Origin of the sequence: Ensifer sp. M14, from assembly GCF_003355565.1 — a bacterium.
In the GTDB taxonomy this organism is placed as follows: domain Bacteria; phylum Pseudomonadota; class Alphaproteobacteria; order Rhizobiales; family Rhizobiaceae; genus Ensifer.
In genome coordinates, this window is the sequence record NZ_QJNR01000004.1 from 4,122,499 (window position 1) to 4,136,785 (window position 14,287).

At 61.5% G+C, this 14,287-nt stretch carries 12 protein-coding genes; 6 read left to right on the plus strand and 6 right to left on the minus strand.

Annotation, left to right across the window (positions count from 1 at the left end):
* Positions 1-44: 44 nt before the first annotated feature.
* On the minus strand, positions 45-1,139 hold the full coding sequence (locus BLJAPNOD_RS20015; RefSeq protein ID WP_077504286.1) for a polyamine ABC transporter substrate-binding protein: 1,095 nt from the start codon (positions 1,137-1,139) through the stop codon (positions 45-47).
* A 337-nt stretch (positions 1,140-1,476) separates the two neighbouring features.
* Here BLJAPNOD_RS20015 and BLJAPNOD_RS20020 point away from each other — a divergent pair, with 337 nt between their 5' ends.
* A complete protein-coding gene (locus BLJAPNOD_RS20020; protein WP_115420916.1) occupies positions 1,477-2,430 on the plus strand; it encodes a fatty acid desaturase family protein in 954 nt (317 codons plus the stop codon).
* A 13-nt stretch (positions 2,431-2,443) separates the two neighbouring features.
* On the opposite strand, the gene BLJAPNOD_RS20025 is transcribed toward BLJAPNOD_RS20020, so the two are convergent.
* Entirely contained in the window at positions 2,444-3,853 is a 1,410-nt protein-coding gene (locus BLJAPNOD_RS20025) for an XRE family transcriptional regulator (protein WP_115420917.1), read from the minus strand.
* Positions 3,854-4,082: 229 nt separating this feature from the next.
* On the opposite strand from BLJAPNOD_RS20025, the gene aceA reads away from it, so the two are divergent.
* The 3 genes from aceA (at position 4,083) to BLJAPNOD_RS20040 (ending at position 7,073) form a co-directional block, all read left to right on the plus strand.
* Positions 4,083-5,372 carry an isocitrate lyase gene (aceA, locus tag BLJAPNOD_RS20030; protein ID WP_077504289.1) on the plus strand — a complete coding sequence of 430 codons (1,290 nt, stop codon included), beginning with the start codon at positions 4,083-4,085 and terminating at the stop codon, positions 5,370-5,372.
* Between the two features lie 82 nt (positions 5,373-5,454).
* Positions 5,455-5,694, plus strand: coding sequence for a hypothetical protein (locus BLJAPNOD_RS20035; RefSeq protein ID WP_025425977.1), 240 nt, complete (start codon positions 5,455-5,457; stop codon positions 5,692-5,694).
* A 272-nt stretch (positions 5,695-5,966) separates the two neighbouring features.
* On the plus strand, positions 5,967-7,073 hold the full coding sequence (locus BLJAPNOD_RS20040; protein ID WP_115420918.1) for a LuxR C-terminal-related transcriptional regulator: 1,107 nt from the start codon (positions 5,967-5,969) through the stop codon (positions 7,071-7,073).
* Positions 7,074-7,078: 5 nt separating this feature from the next.
* Here the strand turns inward: BLJAPNOD_RS20040 and BLJAPNOD_RS20045 are convergent, their stop codons facing one another.
* Positions 7,079-7,948, minus strand: a complete 870-nt coding sequence (locus BLJAPNOD_RS20045) for a LysR family transcriptional regulator (protein WP_077504291.1) — start codon at positions 7,946-7,948, stop codon at positions 7,079-7,081.
* Positions 7,949-8,036: 88 nt separating this feature from the next.
* Here BLJAPNOD_RS20045 and BLJAPNOD_RS20050 point away from each other — a divergent pair, with 88 nt between their 5' ends.
* Positions 8,037-8,249 carry a hypothetical protein gene (locus BLJAPNOD_RS20050; protein WP_115420919.1) on the plus strand — a complete coding sequence of 71 codons (213 nt, stop codon included), beginning with the start codon at positions 8,037-8,039 and terminating at the stop codon, positions 8,247-8,249.
* A gap of 29 nt (positions 8,250-8,278) precedes the next feature.
* On the opposite strand, the gene BLJAPNOD_RS20055 is transcribed toward BLJAPNOD_RS20050, so the two are convergent.
* The 3 genes from BLJAPNOD_RS20055 to BLJAPNOD_RS20060 form a co-directional block, all read right to left on the minus strand.
* Entirely contained in the window at positions 8,279-10,804 is a 2,526-nt protein-coding gene (locus BLJAPNOD_RS20055) for a methyl-accepting chemotaxis protein (RefSeq protein WP_077504411.1), read from the minus strand.
* 353 nt (positions 10,805-11,157) lie between these two features.
* Positions 11,158-11,304 carry a hypothetical protein gene (locus BLJAPNOD_RS35660; protein WP_199565970.1) on the minus strand — a complete coding sequence of 49 codons (147 nt, stop codon included), beginning with the start codon at positions 11,302-11,304 and terminating at the stop codon, positions 11,158-11,160.
* Positions 11,305-11,535: 231 nt separating this feature from the next.
* Complete coding sequence (locus tag BLJAPNOD_RS20060; RefSeq protein WP_115420920.1) at positions 11,536-12,720, minus strand: NAD(P)/FAD-dependent oxidoreductase; 1,185 nt, start codon at positions 12,718-12,720, stop codon at positions 11,536-11,538.
* 124 nt (positions 12,721-12,844) lie between these two features.
* Here BLJAPNOD_RS20060 and BLJAPNOD_RS20065 point away from each other — a divergent pair, with 124 nt between their 5' ends.
* Entirely contained in the window at positions 12,845-14,281 is a 1,437-nt protein-coding gene (locus BLJAPNOD_RS20065) for a glutamine synthetase family protein (RefSeq protein ID WP_115420921.1), read from the plus strand.
* Positions 14,282-14,287 lie beyond the last annotated feature (6 nt).

Consider the following 14,287-nt stretch of genomic DNA (forward strand, 5'->3'; position numbering starts at 1 on the left):
AGAAAATTGCCCGGATTTTGAGGTCCGGGCAATTCGTTTCGCTCTTACTGGCCGGTAACGACCTTTGTCCAGAGCCGGGTCAAGACCCGCTGCTCCTTCGCCTCGAACGGCGTGACAGTGAACAGTTTCTGCATCACATCGTCGGTCGGATAGATGGCGGTGTCTTCGAGAACCGCCTTGTCCAGGAACTGCTGCGAGGCCTTGTTGCCGTTGGCGTAGAAGACATAGTTCGACGCCTTGGCGACGACCTCTGGCTTCATCATGTAGTTGAGGAATTCATGCGCTTCGGCGACATGCGGCGCGTCTGCCGGAATGGCGAGCATGTCGAACCACATCTGCGCCCCCTGCGAGGGGATCGCATAATCGATCGTCACGCCAGCCTTGGCTTCGGCGGCACGGTCGCGAGCCTGAAAAACGTCGCCGGAAAAGCCGACCGCCAGGCAGATGTCGCCATTTGCAAGGGCGTTGATGTATTCCGACGAATGGAACTTGCGGATATTGGGGCGAACGCTGGCAAGCAGTTCAGCCGCCTTTTCAAGATCGGCCGCTTCATGACTGTCCGGGTTGAGACCGAGATAGGCGAGCGCCGACGGCATGATGTCCGTCGGGGAATCGAGCACGTGGATACCGCAATCCTTGAACTTGGCGGCCAGCTCCGGCTTGAAGATGACGTCCCAGTTGGGCTTCTCGTCGGTGCCGAGAATTGCCTTCATCTTGTCGACGTTGTAGCCGATGCCGGTGGTGCCCCACATGTAGTCGATAGCGTATTCGTTGCCCGGATCGTACTTGGCCGTGCGGTCCATGATCACGTCCCACATATTCGTGAGGTTCGGAAGCTTGGACTTGTCGAGCTTCTGGAACACCCCAGCGGCGATCTGGCGCTGCAGGAAGGTCGCCGTCGGCACGACGACGTCATAGCCCGAGCCGCCCGCGAGCAGCTTGGTTTCGAGGATCTCGTTGGAATCGAAGACGTCGTAGACGACCTTGATGCCGGTTTCCTTGGTGAAATCTTCCAGAATGCTGCTGTCGATGTAATCAGACCAGTTATAGACGTTGACGACCCGCTCCTGCGCGGACGCCAACATGGTCGAGCCGGCCAGCATGACCGTCGCCATGGTTGTAACGATGAATTTGGACATGCAGTTCCCTCGTTATTATCGGGCCGGACAAGGCCGCCCCGTGACACGGATCCAGGCCCATTCTGGATCGCTCCGGGGCGAGGTTAGGCATGTTTCTCGACAACCTCAAGCGGTTTCGTGCCGGAAAGAGGCGGACATCTTCAGCCACCCCAATTTTAGCAAGCCAAGGAAAATCGGGCACTTATGGCGAAGGGGGCGATCCTCGCCATGGCAGGTGCCAGGCGGATGGCATTAACCATCGCGGCAACCAGCCGGAACGGCCACACGTTTACGATTGATTAACCATAACGGGCATGCGATTTTTCCTCTGGTTGTGTATCAGCGTCTGGGTAGTGTCATGAGTGGACGGAACCGCAGGATCGATCCGAGAGAGTTGAAGCGCCTTTCGATCCTCGAGCCACAGAAATCGCTTGGCGCGATAGCGGTCGATTGGGCGATCATCGCGGCGGCCATCGCCGCCAGCGAATTTTCCGGCAATATCCTCGTCTATCTGCTGGCCGTGGTCGTGATTGCCGGCCGCATGCACGCATTCGGTTGCCTCGTTCACGAGGCGGCGCACTACCGCATCATCAGGAACCGCAGGCTCAGCGACTGGATGAGCGACCTGCTGCTCGCCTGGCCGATGCTCGCAACCGTCGACGGATACCGGCAAAACCATCTGGCGCATCACCAGCATGCCAACACCGACGACGATCCGGACTGGACGGCCAAGCTCGGCATGGCGCAGTTCACCTTTCCGCAGAAGATCGCGCGCGGCGTGATGCAACTGCTCGGTTACCTCGTCGCCGTCAACTCGATCCGCGACATGGTGCATATGGCCAAGCGCATGTCGAAGAACGATCGTTCGACACGAGGTTACAAGATGCTGCGCCTCGGCTTCTATATCGCCGCCGCGGCCATCTTCAGCCTTCTCGGTATCTGGCGCGAATTCGCACTCTATTGGCTGGTGCCGTTCTTCACCGTCTTCTGCCTGTTCCTTTATGTGCGCAGCGTGGCGGAGCATTTTGGCAGTCTGGATTATAGCGACGAGCTGACGAGTTCACGCACGGTCTATCCGCACGCCTGGGAAAGGCTGTTCTTCGCCCCACACAACATCAACTACCATCTGGAGCATCACCTCTATCCCGCCGTGCCGTTCTACAACCTGCCCGAACTGCACGCGATCCTGATGCGCGACAAGACCTATGCGGACAAGGCGCACATCACCCGCGGCTACACGACCGGGCTGCCGGCCGAATGCTTTTCTCCCAGCGCGCCGCTGCTGCCCAGCCATCATCCTGTCAGCTACTGAACGTCTCGCCTGTTCACTGAAAATCGAAGACGCTGAGCCCCGTCACCATCTCGTCGAGCCCGAGCGGGCGCGTCACGGGCGGCTCGGCGCGTGCAAGACAGCCCTGGCGTTCGCAGAGGCGACAAGCCGCGCCGATGGCGACCGCCGCTGTACGCGCCGCACCATAGACCACCTCTTCGGCAAAGGACGCTTCGCATCCAATCAACACAGCAGTGCGGCGAACCCGCTCTTCGAAGCCTGCCTGCGGGCCATCGAGCGTGCGCGACACGGTCAGAAAAGTCAGTCCCTCCGTTGTCTCCACACGGTCGACCAGGATCTGCCCCGGCACCGAGAAGGCGGCATGTATGTTGAGTTTCGGACAACCGCCTCCGAACCGCGCCTGCGGGAAGCCCGATGCGCCGGAACGACGGAGCCGGTGCCCGGCATTGTCGATTTCCATCAGGAAGAACGGAACGCCGGCGACCCCCGGCCGCTGCAGCATCGTCAGCCGATTTGCGGCCTGCTCGAACGACACCTGGAAACGTGCCCGTAGCACGTCGATATCGTATCTCGCCCGCAGCGCTGCCGCATGGAACGCCCCATAGGGCATTATCAGCGCATGGGCGGCATAGCGGGCAAGCTCGAAGCGGCCGATTCGCCGTGCTTCGGCGGTCGACAGGCGCAGCGTCTCCAGTTCCTGGACGATCGCCTCGTGACAGGCGATCGAAGCAGCCTCCATGGCGATCTCGCGCAACTGGTCATAGGGCGACAGGCGCTCGGAGATGAACAATCGCATCGAATGCCGATCGAAGCGGCGGCGCAGATTGGGCATGGCGTGCACAGGCAGGTTGCGCACGACAAGGCCATGCTCCTTCTTCAGCCAGGCCTTGAGCGCACCGATCAGATCGTCGCCCGGTGAAAGCACCCCATGAAACGCTTCGGCCACCTCCTCGATCCGGGCGAAGTGATTGGGTCTGGCTTCCAGCGTCTCGCGCACCTCGTCCATCGGCAGGCGTGTTCCCGACAGTGCTTCCATGTGTCCCTGCCCGGCCAGGAGTTCGGCCAGATCCTTCAACCGCGCCGCCTGCTCGCGATAGGCCCGGTAAAGCTTGACGACACCGCCGGCGGCATTGGGCGCCGCCTCGGCCACCTCGATCAGTTCCTGATCCCCCGGCAGTTCCGCCGCCAGCAGCGGATCGGCGAAGACCTCGCGCAATTGTGCCAGCCCACCGCCCGTTTCGCCCTGCAGTTCCTCGAGATCGACCTTGTAGACCGATGCGAGCTTCAGAAGCAGCTGGACGGTCAGCGGCCGCTGATTGCGCTCGATCAGATTGAGGTAGGACGGCGAGATGCCAAGCGCTTCCGCCATGGCCGTCTGCGTCAGCGACAGCCCGTTGCGGATGCGGCGGACGCGTGGCCCGGCAAAGATCTTGTTCTCAGCCATTTGTCACTACCTTTACAATCCTGACATCGATCGAGGATTTACAGAATTTACAAATTTACTGCGCACCACTGTCAAACGCAAGACAAGATAACCCTTTTGAAACAGCTAAAACGGTAATTCCTGTGGCCCTGTTGCGCAGCGCAATGTAAAAACTGTCACATCAACTCGAAGACAAAGGAAGCCATAAGACAAAAGTCGAATGGTGGATGAGTTCCAGCAGGAGGATGTAATGACGGATTTTTACAAGCTTGTTCCCAGTGCCCAACAAGGCCGCTTTGATGGTATCGAACGCCCCTACACCGCTGACACCGTGAAGCGGCTGCGCGGTTCGGTAGAGATCCGTTACTCGCTGGCCGAAATGGGCGCCAACCGCTTGTGGAAGCTCATTCACGAGGAAGACTTCGTCAACGCGCTCGGCGCGCTCTCGGGTAACCAGGCCATGCAGATGGTTCGCGCCGGACTGAAGGCGATCTATCTCTCCGGCTGGCAGGTCGCGGCCGACGCCAATACCGCATCCGCGATGTATCCCGACCAGTCGCTCTATCCGGCAAACGCCGCACCGGAGCTCGCCAAGCGCATCAACCGCACACTCCAGCGAGCCGACCAGATCGAGACCTCGGAAGGCAAAGGCCTTTCGGTCGACACCTGGTTTGCGCCGATCGTTGCCGACGCGGAAGCCGGTTTCGGCGGCCCGCTCAACGCCTTCGAGATCATGAAGGCCTTCATCGAAGCGGGTGCTGCAGGCGTCCACTACGAGGACCAGCTCGCGTCCGAAAAGAAGTGCGGCCATCTCGGCGGCAAGGTTCTGATCCCGACGGCTGCCCATATCCGCAACCTCAACGCCGCACGGCTTGCAGCCGACGTCATGGGCACGCCGACGCTGGTCATCGCCCGCACCGATGCGGAAGCCGCCAAGCTTTTGACCTCCGATATCGACGAGCGCGATCGTCCCTTTGTCGATTATGACGCCGGACGCACGGTCGAAGGCTTCTACCAGGTAAAGAACGGCATCGAGCCGTGCATTGCCCGCGCCATTGCCTATGCGCCGCATTGCGACCTCATCTGGTGCGAAACGTCGAAGCCCGACCTGGAACAGGCCCGCAAGTTTGCCGAGGGCGTGCACAAGGCACATCCGGGCAAGCTGCTCGCCTACAACTGCTCGCCGTCGTTCAACTGGAAGAAAAACCTCGACGACGCGACGATCGCCAAGTTCCAGCGCGAACTCGGTGCGATGGGCTACAAGTTCCAGTTCATCACGCTTGCCGGCTTCCACCAGCTGAACTTCGGCATGTTCGAGCTCGCCCGCGGCTACAAGGCCCGGCAGATGGCCGCCTATTCGGAGCTGCAGGAGGCGGAGTTCGCGGCCGAGGTCAACGGCTACACCGCCACCAAGCACCAGCGCGAAGTCGGCACCGGCTATTTCGACGCGGTGTCGCTCGCCATCACCGGCGGCCAGTCGTCGACGACGGCCATGAAGGAATCGACCGAGCACGACCAGTTCCGCCCGGCCGCAGAGTGAAGAGCCGGGGAGCGTGGCAATCCCTGCCCGCCGCGCTCCCCGTGCAACCCTAAAGAAACCGCCGACACCAAGGAGAACTCCAATGACAGTTCAGACACGCGTCAAGGAACGGGCCGAGGAACAGTCTTCGGCCATGACCCCGGACCAGCAGGCGGCGATCCGCATGGTCGCCAACGACCTGCACCGCCTCAACCAGGCCGTCATGAAAGCCGTCGACGCCGGCGTCTCGGTCGAGCTCGTGCGCTCGGCCCGCCATCATGGCGGCGAAGGCAACTGGGGCGACCTGTTGATCCCCGTCATCGTCACCCAGGGACGGGCATGATGATGGCGCTTGCGGCAGCGGTCACGCTCATCGCGTCTCTTTGCACGGCCGGTCCGGGCGCAGGGTCGCGGCGAATGATACCAATCGTTGCCGCCGGTCGCCGTCCATACGCGTAGCACGCCCAACCGATACACCTTTAACGGGAATCAGCCGGCGGAAATGTCGGCTGTTCGCTTTTCAGCCCCCGATCTGCGCCGCAAAATACCATTTCAAGTTGCCTAGAATGCGAGCCTCGCCTATATTAGCTGCGACTATTGCGAGCGGGGGCGCGCATGTTGCAGCCGGGACATTCCGGAACGGAAGAGCTGACTGACCTGATCTACGGCGCCGCCTTCGGCGAGTGCAGCTGGCAGGACTTTCTCGATCGGTTGGCCAATACGCTGCCCAACGGCCGATCAGCGCTGCACTATCACGATCTGGCAACACCCCGCAGCTATGTCCCTTCCGTCTCCGGGTTTGACGCCGAGGATATCGAGCAGTTCAACCAGCATTTTGCTGCGGTCAATCCCTGGATCCCAAAGGCGATGCTCGTGCCCACAGGCCAGGGCATCTGCGGGGAGCAGATCGTCGCGCGCGGCGAGCTGATCAAATCCGAATTCTATAACGACTGGCTGAAGCGACAGACCGGATGCGAGACCAGTGTCGGCGTGACGATCATCAGAAGCGCAACCCGAACCTTCATGCTCTCGACCTGCACCTCATCGACAGATGCCGACCTCAATCAGCGGGCCGCCGAGCAATATACGTATCTGGCGCCGCACTTGAAACGGGCTTTCGATCTCCTGCGCAAGCGCGACATGTTTGCGCCCGGGCATGGCGAAGGCCGGGATTTGCTCGATAGCGTCGGCGTCGGCGTGATCTATGTCACCGAAAATCTCAGAATCCGCTCGATGAACGCGTGCGCCGAGCGCATGATCTCCAACAATGTGCCTCTTCGGATATCGCCGGGTGGGCGTGTGACGTTGCCGAGCACGGGATCGGCAGCCGCTCTCGAATTATTGTCCTTGCGGATCAATACCCGTGCGGAGCCGCATGTCTCCCTCGTCAGGGCCACAGATGGCGCGGCCTATCGTGTCACGCTGGTGCGGCTGCGGTCCGATGTCTTCGTCGAACTGCTCAACGGACCAACGGTCGCAATCCTAATCGAACCGGCAACGTCTCTGCTGCCGGAAGAGCGGCGCGAACATCTCAAGGACATTCACGGCCTGACACCGGCCGAAGTTCGCATCGCCTCCGGGCTTGCCGCGGGACTGTCGCTCCGGGAGATGGCGCAGGCGAACGGTGTCAGCTACGAGACCATCCGCACGCAGCTGAAGAGCATCTACACCAAGACCGAGGTGAACTCGCAGGCAGCGCTCGTCAGCCTGTTGATGCGCTGACTTTTTCAGCTGCGGCGCGGGCGTTTTCCGGCGAAGATGTCGGCGTGGCTCTTCAGCAGCTTTGTCATGCGATCGACGACCGTGCGGATTTCCTGGCGGTGGCGATCCTCGTTGTTCATGACGATCCATTGGCGATGCCGAAGCGCTGGAATCTCCTCGCCCATCCGCTCCAGCAACGGGTCGAGGTCACCGACGAAACAGGGCAGCACGGCGCAACCGGCACCGGCGCGTGCAAGGTCGAGCAAGGAGCGAGGCCGCGTCACCGTCGCCACGATGCGACCGGTCGCGTGCTCATGCGGCCAACGCAGATAGGCCGAAATCGCATCCTCCTCGCTGACAGCGAGCCATCTGCTATTTGACGCCGGCAATGCATTCTTCTGTCGATAGGCGGCATAGGCGACGTCGCCCACCGGGCGGGCAGCCAGATAGCTTTCCTCCGGCTCGAAGGCGCGGATGCCGATATCGCTCTCGCGATAGGCAAGGTTTGCACGCGTCTCTCCGACATTGATCGCCAGGCTGAAGCCGTCACGCTCGGTACAGAGCGCCGGAAAATTCTCGGCAAGCAGCCAAGATACCCAGGTTCCCGCGGTGATGCGAACGACCGCCCCCTCGCCTTCCCGTCGCCAGCTCTCGACGCGGCGGGCGGCAGCCTCCATCTCCTCGAGCTGTTCGAACAGCAATTGCCCGTCGCCGGTCAGCTGATAGCCGGTCTGGCTGCGCACGAACAGGCTGCGCCCGGTGCGCTCCTCGATCTCGAGCATGCGCCGGCCGACGGTTGCCGGGCTGAAGCCCAGCGCCTGCGCGGCTCCCGTCAGGCCGCCGGTACGCGCAACACTCATGAAGCAGCGGTAGATATCCCAATCCATGTCTTTCATGAATGAAAAACATAAGGCGATCTCTTGCGTATGTAAAACAGCTTTTGCTGCATAAAAGAGAGGATGCCACTCGATGAGGAGCATCACCATGGAAACGCTGGCAATGGCCTATCTGGCCGATATGACGATGAAGAGCCGCCGCTGGGACGAGCATTTCGACCCAAAGCCGCCGGGCTGGTTGCGGAGGATGCTTCGCCGCTGCATGGCCGCGTTTGCGGCAAGCAGAAAGGTCGAACGCACCGAGGAGACTGCTCAAACGAAATGCACCGCGCAACCGGTGTGTTGCGCGGTGCAGTGCTAGGATGACATAGTCGTCGCCGTTCTGGCCGATCAGGCCGCGCGGTAAGCGTGGATATCGGCCGTTTCCGGCTCCAGCCGGAACTGCTCGACCAGCATCATCAGCGTGTCGGCCTGGTTGGAAAGCGCCAGACTTGTCGCGGTCGCCTCTTCTACCATCGAGGCGTTCTGCTGGGTCATCTGATCCATCTGGTTGACCGAACCATTGACCTCGTTGAGCGCCACGGCCTGGTCTCGGCTGGCGGTCGCGATCATCTCCACATGCTGGCTGACGGTGACGATCTGGGCGCTGATCGAAGCCAGCACGGCGCCGGTCTCCTTGACCAGAAGCGAGCCCGAATTGACCTCGTCGGTCGACTTGTTGATGAGGCCCTTGATTTCGCGGGCCGCTTCGGCCGAGCGCTGCGCCAGTTCGCGCACTTCCTGCGCCACCACCGCGAAGCCCTTGCCGGCTTCGCCAGCGCGTGCCGCCTCGATGCCCGCGTTCAGCGCCAAGAGGTTGGTCTGGAAGGCGATGTCGTCGATGACCTCGATGATCTGCTCGATCTGGCGTGAGGCTTCTTCGATGCGGCCCATGGCGGCGATCGCGTTGGTGACGACGGTTGCCGAGCTGTCGGCGCTCTTCTTCGTCTGGGTTACGGCGACATTGGCCTCGTTCGCACGCTCTGCCGAAGACCGGACCGTCACGGTGATCTGGTCGACGGCGGCCGCCGTCTCTTCGAGCGAGGCGGCCTGAGCTTCCGTCCGCTTCGACAAGGAATCCGCGGCGTGATGCATGTCGGCGCCACTCTGCTGGATCGCCTGCGCATTGCCGCGGATCTGCGCCAGCGTGTCCTGCAGGCGGATCAGCGAGCCGTTGAAGTCGGTGCGCAACTGCTCGAGACGCCCATGGAACGGGATATCGATCTGGCGCGACAGGTCGCCCTGTGCCAGACGGCCGAGGCCGGCGGCGAGTTCGCTGACGGCAAGATCGATCTGGCGATCGAGTTCGCGCTTCTCGGCATCATTGCGGGTGCGCTCGATCTCGGCGCGGGCGCGCTGTTCTTCGCTTTCGGCCTCGATACGCACCTTGGAGAGCGCATTTTCCTTGAACACGCCAAGGGCGCGCGCCATGTCGCCGATTTCGTCCTGGCGGGCGTCGCCGTCAATGGACGTGTCGAGGCGGCCGTCCGCCAGGCGACGCATGGCGGCGGTGATCTGGCCGATCGGCTTCTTCAGCGTCAGCGTCAGAGCGATGCCGGCAAGCAGTGCGATGACGACGCCTGCGACGGTGGCGGCAACGGAGATCTGGTTTGCTTCCTGGCGCTCGGTGCCGGCGGCAACCTTCTGCTGTTCTGCAAAGCCGGTGAGATCGCTCCAGATCTGGTTGATCGACTGGCCGGCGGCGTCGAAATCGGCAGTCCGCTTCACGGTGATTTCGACCAGCGATGCCGCATCCTTCTTCATCACGGTGATGATCGGCATCAGCGTATCGGCAATCGCGTCGAAAGATGCGCCGTCGCTGGCGACACCACGCAAGGTCGCCATGTTCTGTTGAACCGCCAGGAACTTGTCGAGCAGCTTCTGTCGGTTGCTTTCCGTCGTCGACCCCATGAAGGTTGCGGCGGAGATCTGGATGTCGGTGATCGAGCTTGAAAGCCGGCGTGTGGCCGTCAGAACGGATTCGGTGCTGACGATCAACTGGTCGAGTTCGGCGAAGATCCGCGTGGCATCGCGCATCTTGCCGACCGACGCCGCTTCAAGACGGAAGCTCGCAGTGCGGAAGCGGTCGACGTATTTCGAAATACCGGCCAGCGTCTCCGGACCGGCGGGCGCTTTCAAAAGTGCGCCGATCTCGCTCGATGCGGAGGTGATCGTCTCGGTCAGCGACTTTTCGTCCTTCGGCAGCAACCGGAAGATGTCGCGCTCGGTGCGGCCGATCATCGGGAACCGTTCCTTGACGGCCTTTAGCTTGTCCTCGACCGTCGTCGCCTTGGCGACTTCAGTGCCGAACTCGTTGAAGAAACGGCTGGCGCGCATCAGCTTTTCGGCTTCGCGCAGCATGGTCTTGGCCGCATTCTCGTTCTTGCGCACGGCATATTGCAGCCGGTTGGACTCGTCGTTGATCTTGGCGCGCTCGACCAGCAGCGCATCGAGGTTCGCTGTCATCGCGGCGCGCATTTCCTGCTCGCCGACATGCAGCTTCCAGAGCCCGTCGATGCGGGTTTCGATGTCGTTGGTTGCGGCGATCGCCGCCGTCAATTCGTCCTGGCCGTTCTGGCCGGCGACCTGTGCGGCGGTGTCGGCAAGGATTTCCTTCTGCGCGGCGATCTTGCCTTGCAAGGCGTCGCGGGTTTCCTCGGTGGTCGAGTGCAGGAAATTGTTCATCCCCGCATAGACGTCCTTGAACCCGCTCAGCGTCTGCAGGACGCTGTTTGAAATCTCCATCCGGCCCTGAAGCAGGCCGGACGCATAAAGACCGGTAATGCCGACGGCACAGATGCTGACGACGAAGGGCAGAATGAAGAAAAGGACCTTCGTCTGGATCTTGAAACGGGCAAGAATTCTATCGATGAACATGGAAAACACCTTGGCTCGCAGCTCGCATTCGCCTCCCCCGGCGGCTCGAAGCATGTCTCGCCTTTGAGCGTAACCGCCGAAAGGACGAAACGATCGAGAGCCACCCGATGCGCAAACAGGCTGATGTTTTTCGGAAAAATCATGCGGCGCACACCGCTAGTCCGTCAGCAATCATTGCGGGATCACGCCACCTCCCCGGTAGCGAAGTCCTGACGGAACTCACTTCGTCGCAATATTCATTTTGAACGATTAAAAATTGTATAAGCGCAGAGCACTCGCCAACGAATTTCCGAAGGCGCTCGCGCACTCAAGGCGCGCCAGAGGTTCGGCCGTCACGCGGCCGACCGGCGGCTTCAATGCCAAAGGGCCGGAAGCGTTGCGAAGGCAGCGACGGCAAAGAAGGCGAGCAGAGCGATGCGGGTGAGCATCACTCTCTGGGCGCGGCTCTCGTCGGTGCGAGCGATCACGATGGCGCGGGGACGACGGCGTGGGTTGTTCATGACATCCTGTCCTTCTCACTGACTAGCAACGATCGGCCCGGATAAACCGGCTTGCCAGTCCTGATCATATTGCAGCCATGCCGCGGCAGAGAAAAGCCCTAAAAATGGAAACAGTGTGATTTCCGTTTGCGGAACCGTTTTTTCTGACCAACCGCCGGCTGTGCCGACATCTGAAGAGGTTCGGGCATATCCGTTAACAATGGCTGAAGCGACGCGCCACAAAACCGGGGATCAGACCTCCTGGCCGGCCGCAAAGCCCGACGCCCATGCCCATTGGAAATTGTAGCCGCCGAGCCAACCGGTCACATCGACGCATTCGCCGACGAAATAGAGGCCGGGAACAGACTTGGCCTGCATCGTCTTTGAATCGAGACCGCTGGTGTCGATGCCGCCGAGCGTCACCTCGGCCGTGCGGTAGCCTTCGGAACCGGCCGGCTTGATCGTCCAGGCCTGGATCGTGGCCGAAAGCGCGTCGATGGTCTTGTCGGAGAGGTCGGCGAGTTGCTTTCCCGTGAGCTTGGCGGCATCGGCAAAAAATTGCGCCAGCCGCCGCGGCAGAATATCGGCGAGAACCGTCTGGACCGCCTGCTTGCCGTTGGTTCGGCGCATGCCCTTTACGATCGAGGCGATATCGATATCGGGCATCAGCTTCAACACGATATCCTGCCCCTCGCGCCAATAGGAAGAGATCTGCAGGATCGCCGGACCGCTCAAGCCCCGGTGGGTGATCAGCACCGCCTCGCGAAAGGCCGCCTTGCCGGAGCGCGCTTCGGCATCGGCGGCAACGCCCGCCAGTTCGCCGATGGTTTCAAGCTGCACTGGGTCGAGCGTCAGCGGCACAAGCCCGGGACGGGTCTCGACCAGCGCCAATCCAAACTGCTCGGCGATCTTATAGGCAAGCCCGGTCGCCCCCATCTTCGGGATGGACTTGCCGCCGCAGGCAATCACCAGCGACTGCGCATCAACAGGTCCGTCGCCGGTCATGACCCGAAAGCCTGCGCCATGGCGCTCGACACTCTCGACCGTCGTCTCCAGCCGAAGCTCGGCGCCCGCGTCGCGCATCTCTGCCAGCAGCATCCTGATGATGTCCTTGGCCGAGTGATCGCAGAACAATTGCCCCAAGGTCTTTTCGTGCCAGGCGATGCCGTGCTTTTCGACAAGCGCGAGGAAGTCGCGCGCGCCGTAGCGCGCGAGCGCCGATTTGCAGAAATGCGGATTGGCCGAAAGGAAGTTCTTCGGCCCGGCGTGAATGTTGGTGAAGTTGCAGCGGCCGCCGCCGGAGATGCGTATCTTTTCGCCCGGCGCCCTGGCATGGTCGATGACGAGCACGCGCCGGCCGCGCTTGCCGGCTTCGATCGCGCACATCATGCCGGCAGCACCCGCGCCAATGATCACCACATCCTTCTTTTCAGCCACGCATCACCTTTAAGCTCTTCAGCGCATTCCTTTCCGGTCAAGGAGGCGAAAGTCAATCGCCCTGCTCTAGCCAATTGGCAATCTCCGGTTATGATGCGCCATCCGAAGCCAAAACCGGTGATTTATGCCCTCCAAGAGAAGTGCTGCCCAACAAACAACGAAAATCAGCAAATCCTCGAAAATACCCGCCGCCCTGCATTCCCTCCGAGGTGTGAAGACCTGGAAGGAAGCAACGGACTGGCTGAAGATCCGCGGGATCGAAGACATCGAATGCATCACGCCCGACCTTGCCGGCGTTCCTCGCGGCAAGATGATGCCGACCTCCAAGTTCACGTCCAACACCTCGCTGGCGCTGCCATCAGCCGTCTACCGCCACACGATCTCAGGCGAATATCCCGACGAAACCGGACAGTTCCGCTACGATTCGCGCGACAGCGACATCAAGCTCGTGCCCGATCTGTCGACGCTCTCCGTCGTCCCCTGGGAAACCGACCCGACAGCGCAGGTGATCTGCGACATTGTCGGCTCCGAAGGCGAGCAGATCAGCTACACGCCGCGCAACGTCCTGAAGCGCGTGGTCGATCTCTACCGCCAGAAGGGCTGGAAGCCGGTCGTCGCCCCCGAAATCGAGTTCTACCTCGTCGCCACCAATGACGATCCCGACTATCCGCTGCATCCGCCGAAGGGCCGATCCGGCCGCTCGATCCTCGGCGGTCAGGGTTATTCGATCGCCGGCATCAACGAATTCGACGAACTGATCGACGACATCTATCACTTCTCCGAGAAGCAGGGTCTGGAGATCGACACGCTGATCCACGAGGAAGGTCCGGCGCAGCTCGAGATCAACCTTCGTCACGGCGATCCGATCGAGCTTGCCGACCAGGTGTTCCTGTTCAAGCGCACCATTCGCGAAGCGGCGCTGAAGCACGGCATCTACGCGACCTTCATGGCCAAGCCGATGCAGGGACAGCCGGGTTCGGCCATGCACATCCACCAGTCGGTGATCGAGATCAACACCGGCCGCAACCTGTTTTCCAATCCGGATGGTTCCGCCTCCAAGGAGTTCTTCAACTTCATCGGCGGCATGCAGCACTATGTGCCGCGCACGCTGGTGATGATGGCGCCCTATGTGAACTCCTTCCGCCGGCTGACGCCCGATATGTCGGCGCCGGTGAATACGGCCTGGGGCTACGACAATCGCACGACCGCCTTCCGCATTCCGGTTTCCGAGCCGGTTGCGCGGCGGATCGAGAACCGGTTGCCGAGTTCGGACGCCAACCCCTATCTGGCGCTCGCCGCTTCGCTTGCCTGCGGCTATCTGGGGATCATCGAGGGTCGCGAACCCTCGGCACCGACGGAAGACACGGCCAACGAAGGCGAGATCGATCTGCCGCGTGGATTGCTCGAGGCCGTCGCCCTGCTCGAATCGGCACCGTCCCTTGCCGAGGTGCTGAGCCCCGAGTTCATCGCCATCTATGCCGGCGTGAAGCGCGGCGAGTTCGAAACCTTCATGCAGGTCATCAGCCCCTGGGAACGCGAGTTCCTGTTGCTGAACGTCTGACCTGAA

Coding starts and splice junctions, on each gene's coding strand:
- BLJAPNOD_RS20065 (WP_115420921.1), top strand. CDS start 12,845: ATGCCCTCCAAGAGAAGTGCTGCCCAACAAACAACGAAAATCAGCAAA.
- BLJAPNOD_RS20040 (WP_115420918.1), top strand. CDS start 5,967: ATGTTGCAGCCGGGACATTCCGGAACGGAAGAGCTGACTGACCTGATC.
- BLJAPNOD_RS20050 (WP_115420919.1), top strand. CDS start 8,037: ATGGAAACGCTGGCAATGGCCTATCTGGCCGATATGACGATGAAGAGC.
- BLJAPNOD_RS20020 (WP_115420916.1), top strand. CDS start 1,477: ATGAGTGGACGGAACCGCAGGATCGATCCGAGAGAGTTGAAGCGCCTT.
- aceA (WP_077504289.1), top strand. CDS start 4,083: ATGACGGATTTTTACAAGCTTGTTCCCAGTGCCCAACAAGGCCGCTTT.
- BLJAPNOD_RS20025 (WP_115420917.1), bottom strand. CDS start 3,853: ATGGCTGAGAACAAGATCTTTGCCGGGCCACGCGTCCGCCGCATCCGC.
- BLJAPNOD_RS35660 (WP_199565970.1), bottom strand. CDS start 11,304: ATGAACAACCCACGCCGTCGTCCCCGCGCCATCGTGATCGCTCGCACC.
- BLJAPNOD_RS20015 (WP_077504286.1), bottom strand. CDS start 1,139: ATGTCCAAATTCATCGTTACAACCATGGCGACGGTCATGCTGGCCGGC.
- BLJAPNOD_RS20055 (WP_077504411.1), bottom strand. CDS start 10,804: ATGTTCATCGATAGAATTCTTGCCCGTTTCAAGATCCAGACGAAGGTC.
- BLJAPNOD_RS20035 (WP_025425977.1), top strand. CDS start 5,455: ATGACAGTTCAGACACGCGTCAAGGAACGGGCCGAGGAACAGTCTTCG.
- BLJAPNOD_RS20045 (WP_077504291.1), bottom strand. CDS start 7,948: ATGAAAGACATGGATTGGGATATCTACCGCTGCTTCATGAGTGTTGCG.